Raw genomic sequence first — 16728 nt, forward strand, 5'->3', positions numbered from 1 at the left:
AGTGTGTATAAGAGACAGGTTAGAGGAAATGGAAATATTACGAACAACGAAGTAAATATATCCGACTACAAGCAATTGGAATTTAGCGGATCATCCACACTCATTTATGAACAGAAGCCGAATGAAGCCCCGTATCTACGCATAGAAACAGATGAGAACATTTATCCATTATTGACTATCGAGTCTAACAATGGGGTTCTTACTATTGATAGCAAGAAAAATATACGCCCCACAAAATTCATGATCTATACCAATTCTACCGCTTTGGAAAAATTAAGCGCTAGTGGATCTATAAAAGCTCAGGTAAAAGGAAAACTAGAAACTTCCGGCTTAGAATTTTCTCTGTCAGGTAGTGGAAACGTAGTCATCGATAGCCTGATATGCCAAACTTTAAAATCAAAAGCTTCCGGTTCGGCTGACATTACAATAAACGGAGGTAAAGTTTCACTTATAGAAAGCTCTATATCAGGTAGTGGAAAAGTAAATACCGTAGCAATACAGGCTGACTCTGTATATTGTACAGTTTCAGGCAGTGGAGATTTCGATGTTTGGGCCGATAAATATTTGCAGATAAAAGTTTCGGGTAGTGGTAACGTAAGATACAAAGGAAACCCTAATATAGACAAATCAATCTCAGGATCGGGCAAAGTAATGCAAATAAACTAATATAAATTAAAAAAGGATGGGGTCTACTCCATCCTTATTTCTTTTATATCTCTATATTCAATTTATCATTTAAAGGATATCTATATACCTTAGATTCAAAATATATAGATATCCCAAATTTGTAAAAGCATCACATACCTATTTGAGTTTTAATATAACGATTAGCTTCATCTTCAGTTAAGAAGTACAATAAACCTTTAAACTCGAATGGAAACTTTTCAATCGCAAGCTGGATAAAACGTTTTCGTTCATCCTTCTCCAAATTAAAGTTTTCGTAGGTGGTAACAACGTCTCTTTTTTCATCAGGAGAAATGATTTTAAAAACCTTTATCGACAATTTTCTGGGGTCTACCCTATATAGAATATCCCCAACCTTTAAAGCAACTTTTAGACTCATAGCAATTCACTTTAAAAGTTAGACATAATAGTGCATGATTTTAAAGGATTGAGATTGATAAATTGTTCACTAAATTCATTTCTTTTAACAGACAAAAATGATAAAAAGTAATAACCGGACTCTCTACATTGATATTTATATTTTCATATCAGACTGACAAAAAGGATATTACTATGTTAAAATACTACCATTTAGAAAAAAGAACAGCCGACTGCACACTTTTTATCACTTTGTGCAAAAACTGTGTTTTTTTACAATATAAATTTCGTTGTCTTATATTTTAGTAGTACCTTTGCGCCGAACTAAATAATAACTTTTATTCAAATAAAATCATGGATATTTCACACATTGAGCATCTAGGTATTGCTGTAAAAAGTATTGAAGAACAACTTCCATATTATGAAGGTGTTTTAGGTTTAAAATGTTATAACATAGAGGTTGTAGAAGACCAAAAAGTAAAAACTGCATTCTTTAAAGTAGGACAAACTAAAATTGAGCTTCTTGAGCCTACAAGCCCTGACAGTACAATTGCTAAATTCATTGAGAAAAAAGGAGAAGGCATCCATCACATCGCTTGGTGTGTTCAGGACGGAGTAGCCAACGCTTTGGCAGAAGTAGAAGCAAAAGGTGTTCAACTTATCGACAAAGCACCTCGCCGTGGAGCCGAAGGCTTGGATATAGCTTTCCTTCATCCTAAAACAACAGGCAGCGTACTTACTGAATTCTGTGAAACTCCAAAAAAATAAAGAAAATGACTTTACGCTCTTAAACGATGCAGTAAAGTCATTTTTTGTATAAAAACAGATTAAAATTTTTTTTAGAATTTAAAATATTAAAAAATGAGCCAACTTGAAAAGGTAAAAGAGCTAATGGAACTTCGTGCAAAAGCTCGTCTTGGTGGAGGTCAGAAGAGAATTGATTCTCAACATGCAAAAGGCAAATACACAGCACGCGAACGTATAGCTATCCTGCTTGACGAAGGCAGCTTCGAAGAGTTCGATATGTTTGTAGAACACCGTAGTACAAACTTCGGTATGGACAAACAAAAATTTCTTGGTGACGGTGTAGTAACCGGATGCGGTACTATCGATGGCCGTTTGGTTTATATATTCGCTCAAGACTTTACTGTAATCGGCGGATCTCTTTCCGAAACTATGGCATTGAAAATATGTAAGGTAATGGATATGGCTATGAAAGTAGGTGCTCCTGTGATCGGTATTAACGACTCGGGTGGCGCACGTATCCAAGAAGGAGTAAATGCTTTGGCCGGTTATGCTGAAATATTCCAACGTAACATTCTTGCATCGGGCGTAATACCTCAAATATCAGGTATTTTCGGACCATGTGCTGGTGGTGCTGTATATTCTCCTGCTCTTACCGACTTCACTCTGATGACTGAAGGCACTTCTTATATGTTCCTTACTGGTCCTAAGGTTGTAAAAACTGTTACAGGTGAAGACGTTACTCAAGAAGATCTTGGTGGCGCTAGTGTACACACTACAAAATCGGGTGTAGCTCACTTCTCTGTAGCAAATGAAGACGATGGACTTTCTCTTATCCGTCATCTATATAGTTTCCTTCCACAAAACAATATGGAAGAAGCTCCTCGCAAAGAGTGCACTGACCCTATTGCCAGAATGGAAGATTCGTTGAACGAAATCATCCCCGATAATCCAAACAAGCCTTACGATATGCTTAATGTTATCGGTGCTGTTGTGGATAATGGTGAATTCCTTGAAGTACATGGCAACTATGCTAAAAACATCATTATCGGTTTTGCTCGTATGAACGGACAGTCTGTGGGTGTTGTAGCAAACCAACCTAAATATCTTGCCGGAGTACTAGATATCAATGCTTCTCGTAAAGCAGCACGCTTTGTACGTTTTTGCGATGCTTTCAATATTCCATTAGTAACATTGGTAGATGTACCTGGATTCCTTCCTGGAACAGGACAAGAATACGGTGGTGTGATCACTCACGGAGCGAAACTCCTTTATGCTTATGGTGAAGCGACAGTGCCTAAAGTAACTGTTACCTTACGTAAATCTTATGGAGGTTCTCACATCGTGATGAGTTGTAAACAACTTCGTGGGGATATCAACTACGCATGGCCAACTGCAGAAATTGCAGTAATGGGTGCTGACGGAGCTGCGGAAGTATTGTATGCTAAAGAAATCAAAGACTCCGAAAATCCTGCTGAAGCACTTGCTGCTAAGAAAGAAGAATATAACAAATTATTCTGTAACCCTTTCAACGCTGCTCGTTATGGATATATCGACGACGTTATCGAACCGCGTAATACACGTTTCCGTGTAATTCGTGCGTTGGAACAGTTGAGAACTAAAAAGCAAGTTAATCCTGCTAAAAAGCATGACAATCTGCCTTTGTAATCCTTCAAAATAAATATAACAATGAGCGATCAGAATATATCAAAAGAAGTATTGGCAGCTATAGCGATGGCTATATATGATGCGCAACATCAACATGATATAGAGAGTAATGTACTAACTATAAAACATGTATCGAAAGATTATTTGCCTTGGGCCGACAAAAGGGAGGCTATGCTTCAAATGCCAGTAAGAAAATAAAATTCGGAAAATCATTATGAAACAGTTCATATACAGAATCAACGGTCAAGAATATATAGTTGCCGTGAATAAAATGGAGGGCGACCTTGCTGAAGTAGCCGTAAACGGAGCTAACTACAAGGTAGAATTGGTAAATAGTGACGAGGAAGTAAGCCTTGTTACACGCCCAGCAGCTAAAGCTGCTCCCGCACCTGCTGCACCAAAATCCGCAACAGCGACGCCTAGTGCAAACAGACCTACCGGAGGTGGTGCCGGTGCAGTAAAATCACCTCTACCTGGTATTGTTATCGGAATTCAAGTAAATGTGGGTGACGAAGTGAAAAAAGGTCAAACAGTAGCCATGCTTGAAGCCATGAAAATGGAAAATGCTATACAAGCACCTGTAGATGGTAAAGTAACCGAAATATGTGTAAATACAGGAGACTCTGTTCTTGAAGGAGTAGTTCTGCTCACTATCGGATAAGAATACAATCAGAATAAGATGCTGTATGGTAGAAACGCCATGCAGCATTTTGCATTTAATACATACTATAATATGCTCTAATAGAAATCTCACATTTCCACTCAGAGCACCTTTTCAGGACAAACAATTAAATTCAGATTGGATATACCTCCACACTCCTCTACAATTTCTTAAAAAAGATATAAACAGGATTATAAAAAAGGGAGATTTTGTTATTTAAAATCTCCCTTTTTAATTTATCTTGTAAATATTCGATACTCCCAAGCCTGCAATGTATCAGGTAGTTTATCTACTTTCTTTCCGGAAAAATAATCGGTATAATCAGATCTGTTCAAAGCATCATTACTTGTATATGTAATTCTTTTACCCGATAGATTCAACATTACCATTATCTCTTTACCTGCACTTTCCCTTGAAAAAATCAACAACTCTTTCCCGGCTGACGATGTATAAAATCTTAGCTTCCCTCCTATTTCTCCTGCACGAAGAGCGGGATGAGTATGCTTCAATTCATTTAATTTCTTATAAAATGTAGTAGTGGCATTGGTTGTCCATGATGGAACCATATCTTTCTCAAAAAATGAAAGACGTTTCTTCATTCCCACTTCTTGTCCTGTATATATCATTGGCATGCCATTCAATGTATATGTAAGTACGGCAAAAGCATCGGTACATTTCCCATAGCGCTCATACTCTGTTCCATTCCATGAATTTTCATCATGATTGGTCAAAAAATTCATTTTGTAGGCATCCGGACACATAATTGTATCCAATTTTTGAATATAGGAAATGATATCTTCTGCTGTTTTTACCCCTTTGTTAACATCAGCCATCATATGCATTAGTTCCCATGAATAATTAGCATCGAAAGCATGTTCCAACAAATCGTAGTTTTCGGACTCAGCTAACATAAATACAGGCTTAATACTATCTAAGCCAGGACGCAGTTGGTTCCAGAAATCAGTTGGAACTTCATGAGCCATGTCGCAGCGATACCCATCAATATCGAAATGTTTTACCCAATATTTCATTGACTCAATCATTCCTAAGCGTAAATCGTTATTGTCATAATTTAATTCATATGTGTCTGTCCAATCGTAGGGGCTTTTAAAATCGCCACTAATGCTATCTTTTACATACCAGTCAGGATGCTCGGTTGTCCACACATTATCGCATCCGGTATGATTTGCAACCCAGTCAAGAATAATTTTAAATCCCATTCCGTGTGCTTTATCAACAAGGCGTTTAAAATCTTCCTTAGTACCAAACTCAGGATTTACATCAGTATAATCTTTTACTGCATAATAACTGCCCAAGGCTCCTTTGCGGTTCTTTTCCGAAATTGGATGTATTGGCATAAACCACAACACGTCAACTCCTAATTCTTTCAATCGAGGAAGATGATCCTCGAATGCAGCAAAAGTACCCTCTTTTGTATATTGTCTTACATTTACTTCATATATAACCGCATTACGAGTCCAATCTAAATGCTTAACAGTACATTTCTCAATAGGTTCCCCATTTGAAACCTGAGGCTTCTTGCTACATGAATAACCAATCAAAGCTATCGTAGCAATAATAAAAAATACTTTATTTCTCATAAATTATAATTTGAATAATAAATTCTGGTTTAATCAATAGTTTCCGGTTTCAGTTGACGATCTGAATCTTGTACAAATACAACCGAAACAGCAGCTAAGAACATAGACACACCTGCCACAACAAGCATTGTAATCGAACTACCACCAGCCACATGCTTCAATAATAAACCGCCCGTTAATCCTGCGGCAATCTGAGGTATCGTAATTGTGGCATTAAAAATTCCCATATAGACGCCCATTTTACTAGGTGGTAATGCCGCAGATAAGATAGCATATGGCATTGCCAAAATACCTGCCCATGCAATTCCAACACCTAGCATAGATAAAAGAAGCATATTCTTATCATCAAAAAAATACATCGAAACAAGTCCTAATGCCCCCATCATTAAGGCAAAAGAGTAAACTTTTTTACGACCTACTTTATCTGCCATCTTAGCCATGAATATAGAGAAAACAGCAGCAAATACTCCATATATTCCACTCAATACTCCATTCCAGTTTCCAGCCTCATTATAAGCCTTAGAAAGAGGATCTTTGGTATGCCATACATTTTCAGCAATACCGTCTGTTGCATATACCCACATAATGAACAAAGCAAACCAAGAAAAGAATTGTACAACTCCGAGTTGCAACATAGTTTTAGGAGTACTCTTCAAAATACTTATAAAAGATCTTCGTTCCTTCTCTATATCTGTGATGTTATTATATTGCTCATACTCCTTCGGAGCATATTCTTTTACCTTAAAGGAGGTCCACAACACAGTCAATAACAATGCTCCTCCTCCAAAGTAGAATGCTGTAATCACTGAGGGTGGAACCATCTCTCCTTCATTTGGGATATTCCTTATTCCAATCCAAGTAAGGATGAAAGGCAAGAAAGACCCAACAACCGCCCCTACATTTGTAAGAAAACTCTGAGTAGAATAGCCCAAATTACGCTGCTTATCATTTACCATATCCCCCACCAACGACCTGAATGGCTGCATTGAAACATTGAAAGCACAATCCATAAACAGTAGCATAAAAGCACCAAAAATAAAAGGAGGCATTATATGTGCGACAAACTCAGAGTTGGGCATAAAGAACATCGCTATCGCCGATACTATGGCCCCGCCCAATATAAACGGTATACGTCGTCCAAACCGGGTCCATGTACGATCGCTCGACATACCGATAATAGGTTGTACTATCAAGCCTGCGATAGGCGCTGCCAACCAATAATAATTCAGATGACTTAGGTCTGCGCCTAGAGCCGATAAAATCCGACTAGTTTGCGAACTTTGTAATGAATACCCTATTTGAATGCCTAAGAATCCAAAACTAAGATTCCATATTTGCCAAAAGGTAAGTGTTGGTTTTTGTTTCATGGTATAATATTCTATTTTAAGATCATCGATCTTTGATCATTCTATATAATAGTTCCATCGATCAAAGGCTTTGTGGTTTGCCGTACAATCAGAGATGTTTTTATTATTCTATTCTTACGTGAAGAGCTCTCCGGATTTTCTATCTTCTCCAACATTAAGCTCATAGCTTCTTCTCCAACTTTTTTGGGATGTTGATCCATTGTAGTCAACATAGGATCTGTATCCTGAGAAATATTCGAATTAGAAAATCCACAAATAGATATATCAGCGGGCACTTTCAGTCCCAACTCCTTAGTCGCTAGCAGAATGCCGGAAGCTGTATAATCGTTCATAGCCATAAAAGCATCAGGATAATTGGGTTCCTTCAATATTTCGAGGGCTTTTTCATAACCCAATTGTTTAGTATCAGCTATACGCATAAGCGATTCATCCACCGGAATATGGTATTTGCGAAGTGCATCCAAATATCCATTTTTCCTATTTTTAGAGATCTCAAGATGTAGTGGCGCTGAAAAAAAGGCTATACGTTTACAACCCGTTTTTATCATGTATTCGACAGCTGTAAATGTACCTGAATAATCATCTACAACAACTTTATCAGAATCTATGCCTGTGCATATCCTATCAAAAAATATCACCGGAATATCATTATCTATCAATTCTTGAAAATGATCATATTTCATCGTTGCCTTCGATTGTGAAATCAGAACACCGCAAACACGTGCTTTTATAAGCGTTTGCACATTCCGTATCTCTTTCTGATAATCTTCGGAAGACTGACACACAATAACATGATAATCTTTTTCTTCTGCAACTGTTTCCATTCCTGATAAAACCCCGGAAAAGAAATGATTTGCCAACTCGGGTACAATTACCCCTATGATATTAGTATGTTGAGTTCTCAGGCTTAAAGCCAATGCATTCGGTTTGTATTTATGCTCTTTAGCATAGTCTTGCACTATTTTCCTCGTTTCGGGACTAATATCAGGATTATCCTTCAAAGCCCTCGACACTGTCGAGGGCGATATATTAAGATCTCTGGCTATATCTTTAATGGTAAGCGGCCCTTTTTTCATGCTATAAGAGTTTGATTTTACTTCTTATAAAAGTAATCAAAATTCTAATATCAAGACACTTCTAGGAGTGATTGTCAAAGTTCCGTTACCTAAATTTGCAATATCTCCACTAATAATATCTTTAGCCTGATTATTTGGTAAAACCTCTTTGTATCTTGCTAGTTCAATAGTTTTTTCGCTATCTGAGCCGGATAGGAACACAACCACAGACCGACCTTCATATTTACGTTCATATACATAAACACTATTCGATGGCACAAACTGTTTTAATGAACCTTTTGAGATGACATTGTTGTCTTTTCTCCAGTTTAATAATTTCTTGGTATATTCAAATACCTCGTTTTCTTTAGCAGTACGTCCTGATTTTTCAAACTTATTTACTTTATCTTCTTTCCATCCTCCTGGAAAATCTTTCCGTAAAAATCCATCTCCATCAGGTTTATAGCCGGTCATTAAAATTTCGGTTCCATAATATATCTGTGGTATTCCTCTCATTGTAAGGATAAAAGCAAGAGCTTGCTTTGTACGACTGATATTTGTTGTATCCTGCTCGTTCTTATTGAAGCGAGATGTGTCATGATTATCTAAGAAAATTAAAAGATTCATGGGATCTTCATATATAAAATCCTGTGAAAGATAATCATGTACATTCATAAAACCTCCGCCCCATTCTCCAGTTTCTTCATCGAAACATTTCTCGCTAATGTCTACAAGCGGAAAATCCATAATCGTTTTGAGGTATGAGTTTTTAGGTTTAGCCAATTTACTATCCTTCTGCCAAAAAGCAAGCCCGGCGTTATTGTGATACCATGTTTCGCCTACAATATTAAAATCCGGATATTCATCAGCCACTTCTTTACACCAGCGCGACATCATATCATAGTCGGCATAAGGATGTGTATCTTGTCGGATGCCATTTAACCCTGCATACTCTATCCACCATATACTATTCTGTATAAGATATTTAGCTACATACGGATTACGCTGATTCAAATCCGGCATCGACTCCACAAACCATCCGTCTACTGCCGCTTTATAATCGTAGTCTGAACGATACGGATCGTATTGTACAGATGTACGATGCGAAGTTTGCACATATTTTCCATCGTGATTAAACCAATCTTTAGCAGGCATATCCTTAAATAGAAAATGATCGCTTCCGCAATGATTAAATATCATATCCATCACAATCTTCATTCCTCGAGCATGTATCTGATCTATCAGATTACGATAATCTTCATTTGTTCCAAAACGAGCATCTACTTTGTAGAAATTAGTAGCTGCATATCCATGATAAGCAGGATATTCATTCTCATTCATATTATTTTCCAATACAGGATTTAGCCATACAGCTGTTATTCCTAACTGTTGAAGATAATCAAGATGGTTTTCAATTCCTTTAAAATCGCCTCCATGTCGTGCATTAGAAACACTCCGATTAATGGGATAACCAAAAATCTCATCATTAGAAGGGTCTCCATTGGCAAAACGATCAGGCATGATCAGATATAATACATCTTCTGCGTTAAACCCTTTTCTTTGAGAGGATCCATTTTCGCGCTGTTTTATTTCGTAAGGTACTACTTTCTTGTCTTTTCCCTGTTGTAGTATTATATCAAACCTTTCGGGTACGGCATTCGACAAATCTAAATAAAGTAACAAGTAATTAGGATTTTCGAGCTTTACCACTTCTTTCACCAATGTAGTCTTGGATGTAATGGAGACAGTCGAGCTTGCTATATTATCACCATACAACAGGACCTGAAGTTCGGGATTCTTCATACCAGCCCACCAGAATGCAGGCTCTACAGTTTTTACATTTATTGCAGCCAAGCCTGAAAGGCTGAATGAAATAAGTAAACATAGAATTAAGGATATTTTCTTCATGCTTTTATATTATTTTTATTTTCTGCCGGAAGATTCTACCATCGACAATAATCGTTCATTAAACTCTTTTGATTCAATCAATTCCTCTAAAGTCATATGCATCCGATATCTCCAATAATGTTGCGATATTGCCGGAATATTTATACGCTCTTGATCTGCATTAGGACGTTTCAATTTATCATCAATCGACAACCAGTCTTGAAGTGGAAGTATAGTAAGCATTGATGGAGCATTTAAATGATTGCTAACTATCTGCCAACAGATATCTGATGTGCATTCTTCAGGAGCAATTCCATTCTTCCATAATATTTGATTATAATAGATTTGGGTAACATTTTTATCTTCTTTCCACCACAATCTCAAAGGCGACATATCATGTGTCGATGTAGTACAAACACTTAAGTATGGTAAATGTTGCAAATTATTAAATAATTCTTCACGTTCTTTAGGCATACGTTCTATTTCGAGACTTAATATTTGCAGTTCGTTCATTACCGAAGGAACTGAAGCCGGAACCATCCCCAAATCCTCACCACAAACGAGCATTGAGGTAGAAGATATAAGGCTAGGAAGCTTCCTCATTGCTTCGTCACGCCAAAATTGAGAGTGACGGTTATAAAAGAAGTCGTCATACAATCTGTTGAAACAATCTTGGGCTTCCTTATCCAGATCTTTATAAGAATAGCTATATTGAGCAGTAATCCTTGGATGGAATTTTTCGGGCTGCCGTTTGTCTCTTACAAATAATACTTCATTACATAGACTATATAAGCCATCCCGTATACGAAGACTTCTTTCGTCATTCTTCCCTTCAAATAAGGTTTTTATCTTTACCTGAGTATTGTAATCTTCTTTCAGTTCATATCGTTGCCAAGAAATAGCCCTCAAATATTGTTCTATTACTTCTTGTCTATACTCCCCGAATATATCCCCTAGAAAGTGTTCGTGAATATAAGGATTAGTCATCCGATACTCGTCAAACCACATACCTGACGAACGTATTTCATCTACAGTAAAAGGTAAAGCCGGACTAAAATATCCTAACAGTCCCTGAACCGAAGACAAAGGTATCTCCCATATGCGAAAGAAACCTAAAATATGATCGATACGGTAAGCATCGAAATAATCGGCCATCTTTCGAAAACGTTTTACCCACCACTGATAACCATCTTTGGCCATTTCGCCCCAATTATATGTGGGAAACCCCCAGTTCTGTCCAAAAAAAGAAAAATCATCAGGTGGAGCTCCAGTTTGAACGTCCAGATTAAACAAGTGAGGTTCAACCCACGCCTCTACACTATCGCGACTAATACCAATTGGAATATCACCTTTTAGTATTACATCGTGAGTGTGTGCGTATTCTTTAACATCGACAAGCTGCTTATGTAATAAATATTGAGTGAAACATGAGATCTCAATACTTTTCTTTGCGTCTTTATCAGTTTGAGCAAATTTCGCTAATTTCTTTTTATCGAATATTTTATGAGTCTTCCAGACTCTGTAATTTGCTGTTTTATATACGTCACGTAAATAAGAAAAACAGGCATAAGGGAAGAGCCATTCTTCGTTTTGCTTATAGAAATCATTATATTCTTTACTTTTCAAAACAATCGTTCCCGACTCCTTAAAAAGATCATTTATATATCTACGTTTCAGGTCGAGAACCTTATCGTAATCTACTTCTTTCAGTACATTAAGTGCTGCAGCCTCGTCTAAATACACCTTAAACAACTCCCCATCATTCAGAGGATAAGCTTTCAACCCTAAATAAATAGGATGCAGGGCGTATATTGAGATTGCATTATAAGGATATGAATCTGTCCACGAATGAGTTATTGTCGTGTCATTAATAGGTAGAACCTGTATGATTTTTTGCCCAGTCAATTTTGCCCAGTCTATCATCTTTTTTAAATCGGAGAATTCCCCGATTCCAAAACTATCATCAGTCCGTAACGAAAAGACCGGAATTGCAACTCCCGCTGCTTTCCAATTCATCCATCCATGACGATAAATTATCGATTCTACTCTTATATAGCTATCTTTTATATCAACACTCAAAGGATTTAATATACGGTTTTCTCCTTCCTCCCAATGTACTATTCCCCTTGAAGTTTCATCATAGATGGCAAGTTTATATTCCTGCGGTGTTTTTATCTGAGTAGCATTAAATGCTATTTCCCAATTTCCATCTTTAGCCGGTATAAGCTGTAAAGCTCTTTCGAGATTCCATTCGCCTAATAGTTTAGATGTCCCACAGAGTACTAATCGTTGACCTTTCTTTACATACGGACAAACTATACTTAACACGATTGTTTGTTTCGTATATTTTAGCTTAGCTTTATTCTCATGTGCAAAAAAACTATCAGAAAATCCGGAAGTATAAAAATATTTCTGCTCAGGAACACCTCTCCATGTATCCCGAATATCAAAATATTTACCAGAATTAAGTCTCAAAAAATGAGGATTACCCCATTCCTTGACAACTATCCCGTTAGTATCTTTTACAAAATAATAATATTCTAACTCTATTACATCTTTAATTTCTAGATTAAGCGACCAAAGAGACGGCGAGACATTTATCATCTCAATAGCTTTATTCTCATCCCAATTTCCTAATTCAGGAGTAGATCCACAAACAAATAGAGTTTGCCCCCAACTGGTAAAATAGTCAACAAGTAGTTTTATTTTCATTGCTGATGCTTTTATGGTTCAATTTAGATTTATGCTTTTCTCAAAAAAAGGAGTAAAATTACTGACCTGTTTTCATTTTTGTAAGTATATGTATTACTTATATCTAACAAATCTACGTATTTATAAACTAGGATAAGATCAATACATATTAGTTTCAGTAAGAATTAACCTGCAAACGATTGCATGATACGCTATAATAATAGTATAGAACTAAGTTTATTGGTAAAAAATCAAATGCGGAGCTTCTATATTTATCTATATGTATTACTGTTATACTTTAATAGAATAAAAATAGCAAGTAAAAAAACAATGAAATTCTGTACAAGTTTGTCACCTTTTAGTTAAAATAAAAATGGTTATTACTTATAATTAAAAACATCTATCTTTGTATCTGAAATGAATTACGGTCGCAGACCTATTTTACTTGCATATCAAAATGCCGGAACTAAGAGATATTATAGAAAGAGAAAAAATATCGGCACAACGATTTGCCGACTTAATATTGGAGATAGGAACATTTATGCTTGCTTCAGGGGCTCATTGCGGCCGTCTGAATAGTAATTTGGGAAGACTTGCTACAACATGGGAATTTGAGATGGATATGAGTCCCTCTTTTAAAGGGCTGTTAGTGACAGTTAAAGATAAGAACGATCCCAGAAACTCGGTAACATGTTATAAAAACTCACCTACTCATAATGTCCATCTTGCCGTCTTGACACAGATCTCGCATCTATCGTGGAAAGTACAGGAAGAAAATTGGACCATATCGAAGGTTGAAAAAGAGTTTGCCAAGATAAAAGGAAAACCAAACTACAAAGACATTGTAGTGGCTGTAGCCGTTGGGTTCTCATGCGCCGGACTTTGCTTATTTTCAATGGGTGACGAAAAGAATGCTTTAGTCGCATTTATCGGGGCATTCATAGGGTTTCTTGTCAAATGTTTTTTTACAAAAATGAAGTTTAACCCGATGATAGGTATTACAACTGCAGCGTTTGTTACAACTCTCATTACAGGATTAGGCAGATTATATGGTTTTGGAGAACATCCGCAAGCAGCTATGGCGACAGCTGTGCTCTACCTGATACCGGGTGTACCATTAATAAATTGCGTGATAGACCTTATCGAAGGTTACCTGCCTTCTGCCATCAATAGGGCCTTATTTGGAGGTTTCATCCTGTTGTGTATTGCTGCTGGCATGACATTGTGTATTACACTTATGGGAATTAGTAATTTTTAGAAGGAAGCCAGAATGGAAGAATTAACGATACTAAATATATTCCGTGATTTTATAATTGCCTTTGTTGTGGGCTTTTGTTGGGCCATATTATTCGGATCGCCTAAACGTCTATTGTGGGTAGCCGGACTCTTGGGGGGTATGGGTCATAGTATACGCTTTATTCTTATTCAACTCGATTTTGGGTTGATTACTGCAACTTTGGCCGGATCGGTATTAATAGGATTGGTCGGTATATTTGCAGCCCATAAGGTAGATAGCCCACCTGTAGTATTCACAATGCCCGCTTGTATAACAATGATTCCCGGAATGTTTGCATACAAAACAATGTTAGCCGGAATTAAGGTCACCGACCTACCTACAGTGGAGCAAAATCCTCATATTCTTATAGAGATGTCGCACAATCTGATGCTGACCATGTCTTTATTGTTCACGCTGGCGATAGGTATCTGTATCGGTGCGTTATTATTCCGTAAATCGAGTGTAAAGAATATTTCCCTTAAAGATATGATAGGCAAAAGATAGTTTCTTATACAACAACTACTTTATGACGTTTACTCTTTTGCATAATTTTCACTATCCACCGTGAAATAAGGAATACGATTATTTGAGTAAAAATTATAAATACTCCTGAAGGTACATCTAAAACTGCAGACAGGAAAAGGCCTACTATACAGCCAAGGAAGCCTATAAGAATAGATAATAATATCATTTTCGTAAAGCTAGAAGTAAACAAATTTGCTGTCATCTGAGGCACAGTTAGTATAGACATCAACAGTACAATACCTACTAGGCGTATAGAAAGAACAATCGTAATAGCAATGGCCATCATCATTACATATTTGATAAGGTTGACCGGAAGGTTCCTCGTTTTTGCAAAGTCAGGATCGAAAGCGGCAAAAAGGATCTGACGACCAAACAATAGAAACACAAAGGTCAGCACTAGAGATAAGATAGCCAGATAAATTATGTCAGGCTTGGTAATAGTCAGTATATTCCCAAAAAGATAATCGGATAGATTCGGTGCAAATCCAGGCTTTAGATAAATAAATATAATACCCACAGCCATACCTAGTGACCAAAAAGAGCCTATTGCCGAATCTTCTCTAACACCCTGACGTGATGACAACCATTCTATACCAAAGGCTGATAAAATAGAAAATATCATTGCCGTAAAGATCGGATTCCATCCGAAATAAAAGCCCATACCAATTCCCCCTAATGAAGCATGCGTTATACCTCCACTAATAAACACCAAACGGCGGATAACAACATAAGAACCTATAATTCCACAGGCTATACTCGCAAAAAGGCTTCCCAGTAGAGCATGCTGAAAAAATGTATATGATAGGAGATCAAAAAATTGCATATGAGTTATTTAATTATGTTTTGAAGGTGCTTTTACCCATCTAACACCATAATACCTTGAATATTCTATATTTTCCCAAACATTCGGTTCGGTTGACATTTCGTAAATAAAATATTTATGTTCCATTGGAGAACGTTCGGTAAAAACAATTGTATCTATTCCTTTATTTTTTTGTTCTTTGATAAAATCTTCTCTATTATGCCAAAAAGAAGATATCGTTGACACATCATTATACTGTTTATAATATGTCCAACCAAATATTAAAAATAATATATTGATCATCAGGAAATTCAAAACTTTTATATGAATTTTTCTATAATCAATATTAGCATATATAAGTCCTATCGAGGCTATTAATAATATAATAATACCAAATAAAGAACGAAGATGAAACATCGGAGATACAATCATAGCCAAGTGGGCGATAATAGCTGTTAATATTAATAGTACTGAACTTATTATTATTTGCCTCCTAACCAATAAATTCTTTGGAGACTTATAATAGAGAAAGAGAAAAACTAGATATATAAATAATAAAGGCAAAACATAATGCCACAAATATTTCATTGTATTTCTTATGGATAAATAAAGCAAATCATACCCTACTAACCCTCTTTCTGCAAGTCCTCTCTTAGTTACTTCTAATCTTATATAATTACCAGGTGCTGTTAATAAAAGGATACAGCCTATAGAAACCCCAATAAGACCTACAATCGCCCATCTCGGAACTTGTTTTTTCTCTAGAAATAAAAGAAATAAGCATAGAACCACGTAAATTATTATGGCAACACTCATATTTTCATTTGTCCATCCAGCAATAAGGCCTAGAACAAATATTTGAACCGATTTAGCTAAGTTATCAGACCTCGCCCCCATACGATAATAAGAGTAATACCGGTAAATAAATATGAAACAAAATAGAGTCCCCCACAAATAATTAGCACTTCCCGTTTTCCATATAACAGCATCGTAAAACGCTGGTTGAAAAAAGAAGATCGCAATATGAAGAAGAAAAAATAAAATAGGATTAACTTTATTACATTTATTTATTATAAGATATAACAAATACACTAAAATCACATAAGCTATTGTATTAATAAAACAAGCCAATCGAAAATCTAACATTAACAAGAGTTGAGCTATAAAATGTCCAACAGACCTCCCGCCCCATGTATAATAGTGATTATATTGAGACTCCAGTATATCCACTACATTCCCAATTCTTACATTATCACTTCCATATATAAAACTATAAGTCCAATCATCTGCAAACAAAGGATAAAGATAGTTCAACCCATATATCAGAACAAATACACATAGGATACTTACTAACGTCAATAACAACGTTATCCTATTGCCTCTTTCAACATAAAAAGATAATGCTTTCAT

15 protein-coding genes are annotated in these 16728 nt (G+C 36.4%); 7 read left to right on the plus strand and 8 right to left on the minus strand.

Annotated elements, in window-relative coordinates; translation table 11 throughout:
- Window positions 1-666, plus strand: a 666-nt coding sequence (locus JGH11_RS03545; protein ID WP_201110190.1) for a head GIN domain-containing protein, incomplete at its 5' end; no start/stop codon positions are given.
- A 130-nt stretch (window positions 667-796) separates the two neighbouring features.
- Here the strand turns inward: JGH11_RS03545 and JGH11_RS03550 are convergent.
- The gene (locus tag JGH11_RS03550; RefSeq protein ID WP_201110191.1) at window positions 797-1063 is read right to left on the minus strand and encodes a hypothetical protein; all 267 of its coding nucleotides are present in this window, start codon (window positions 1061-1063) and stop codon (window positions 797-799) included.
- Between the two features lie 332 nt (window positions 1064-1395).
- Between JGH11_RS03550 and mce the strand changes: the two genes are divergently transcribed.
- From mce to JGH11_RS03570, 4 genes are all read left to right on the plus strand, one after another.
- Entirely contained in the window at window positions 1396-1809 is a 414-nt protein-coding gene (mce, locus tag JGH11_RS03555) for a methylmalonyl-CoA epimerase (RefSeq protein ID WP_201110192.1), read from the plus strand.
- A gap of 93 nt (window positions 1810-1902) precedes the next feature.
- A complete protein-coding gene (locus JGH11_RS03560; RefSeq protein WP_201110193.1) occupies window positions 1903-3453 on the plus strand; it encodes an acyl-CoA carboxylase subunit beta in 1551 nt (516 codons plus the stop codon).
- A 21-nt stretch (window positions 3454-3474) separates the two neighbouring features.
- Entirely contained in the window at window positions 3475-3651 is a 177-nt protein-coding gene (locus tag JGH11_RS03565) for a hypothetical protein (RefSeq protein ID WP_201110194.1), read from the plus strand.
- A gap of 16 nt (window positions 3652-3667) precedes the next feature.
- Window positions 3668-4114, plus strand: a complete 447-nt coding sequence (locus tag JGH11_RS03570) for a biotin/lipoyl-containing protein (RefSeq protein WP_201110195.1) — start codon at window positions 3668-3670, stop codon at window positions 4112-4114.
- A 236-nt stretch (window positions 4115-4350) separates the two neighbouring features.
- Here JGH11_RS03570 and JGH11_RS03575 read toward each other — a convergent pair whose 3' ends face one another.
- From JGH11_RS03575 to JGH11_RS03595, 5 genes are read right to left on the minus strand one after another with little or no spacing between them, the layout of a single operon-like run.
- Window positions 4351-5715 carry an alpha-amylase family glycosyl hydrolase gene (locus tag JGH11_RS03575; RefSeq protein WP_201110196.1) on the minus strand — a complete coding sequence of 455 codons (1365 nt, stop codon included), beginning with the start codon at window positions 5713-5715 and terminating at the stop codon, window positions 4351-4353.
- 29 nt (window positions 5716-5744) lie between these two features.
- Window positions 5745-7082: an SLC45 family MFS transporter gene (locus tag JGH11_RS03580; RefSeq protein WP_201110197.1), complete on the minus strand. Its 1338-nt coding sequence runs from the start codon at window positions 7080-7082 to the stop codon at window positions 5745-5747.
- Between the two features lie 41 nt (window positions 7083-7123).
- Complete coding sequence (locus JGH11_RS03585) at window positions 7124-8158, minus strand: LacI family DNA-binding transcriptional regulator (RefSeq protein ID WP_201110198.1); 1035 nt, start codon at window positions 8156-8158, stop codon at window positions 7124-7126.
- A gap of 36 nt (window positions 8159-8194) precedes the next feature.
- A complete protein-coding gene (locus tag JGH11_RS03590) occupies window positions 8195-10045 on the minus strand; it encodes a glycoside hydrolase family 13 protein (RefSeq protein WP_201110199.1) in 1851 nt (616 codons plus the stop codon).
- A gap of 15 nt (window positions 10046-10060) precedes the next feature.
- Complete coding sequence (locus JGH11_RS03595; protein WP_201110200.1) at window positions 10061-12736, minus strand: 4-alpha-glucanotransferase; 2676 nt, start codon at window positions 12734-12736, stop codon at window positions 10061-10063.
- Window positions 12737-13172: 436 nt separating this feature from the next.
- On the opposite strand from JGH11_RS03595, the gene JGH11_RS03600 reads away from it, so the two are divergent.
- Window positions 13173-13973, plus strand: coding sequence for a threonine/serine exporter ThrE family protein (locus JGH11_RS03600; protein WP_201110201.1), 801 nt, complete (start codon window positions 13173-13175; stop codon window positions 13971-13973).
- Window positions 13974-13985: 12 nt separating this feature from the next.
- Window positions 13986-14495 carry a threonine/serine exporter family protein gene (locus JGH11_RS03605; protein WP_201110202.1) on the plus strand — a complete coding sequence of 170 codons (510 nt, stop codon included), beginning with the start codon at window positions 13986-13988 and terminating at the stop codon, window positions 14493-14495.
- 4 nt (window positions 14496-14499) lie between these two features.
- Here JGH11_RS03605 and JGH11_RS03610 read toward each other — a convergent pair whose 3' ends face one another.
- Window positions 14500-15339, minus strand: coding sequence for a metal ABC transporter permease (locus tag JGH11_RS03610; RefSeq protein WP_201110203.1), 840 nt, complete (start codon window positions 15337-15339; stop codon window positions 14500-14502).
- Between the two features lie 9 nt (window positions 15340-15348).
- On the minus strand, window positions 15349-16728 hold the full coding sequence (locus JGH11_RS03615) for a DUF6056 family protein (protein ID WP_236263850.1): 1380 nt from the start codon (window positions 16726-16728) through the stop codon (window positions 15349-15351).

The sequence above is a fragment of the Dysgonomonas sp. Marseille-P4677 genome (assembly GCF_016652235.1).
Lineage (GTDB): Bacteria > Bacteroidota > Bacteroidia > Bacteroidales > Dysgonomonadaceae > Dysgonomonas.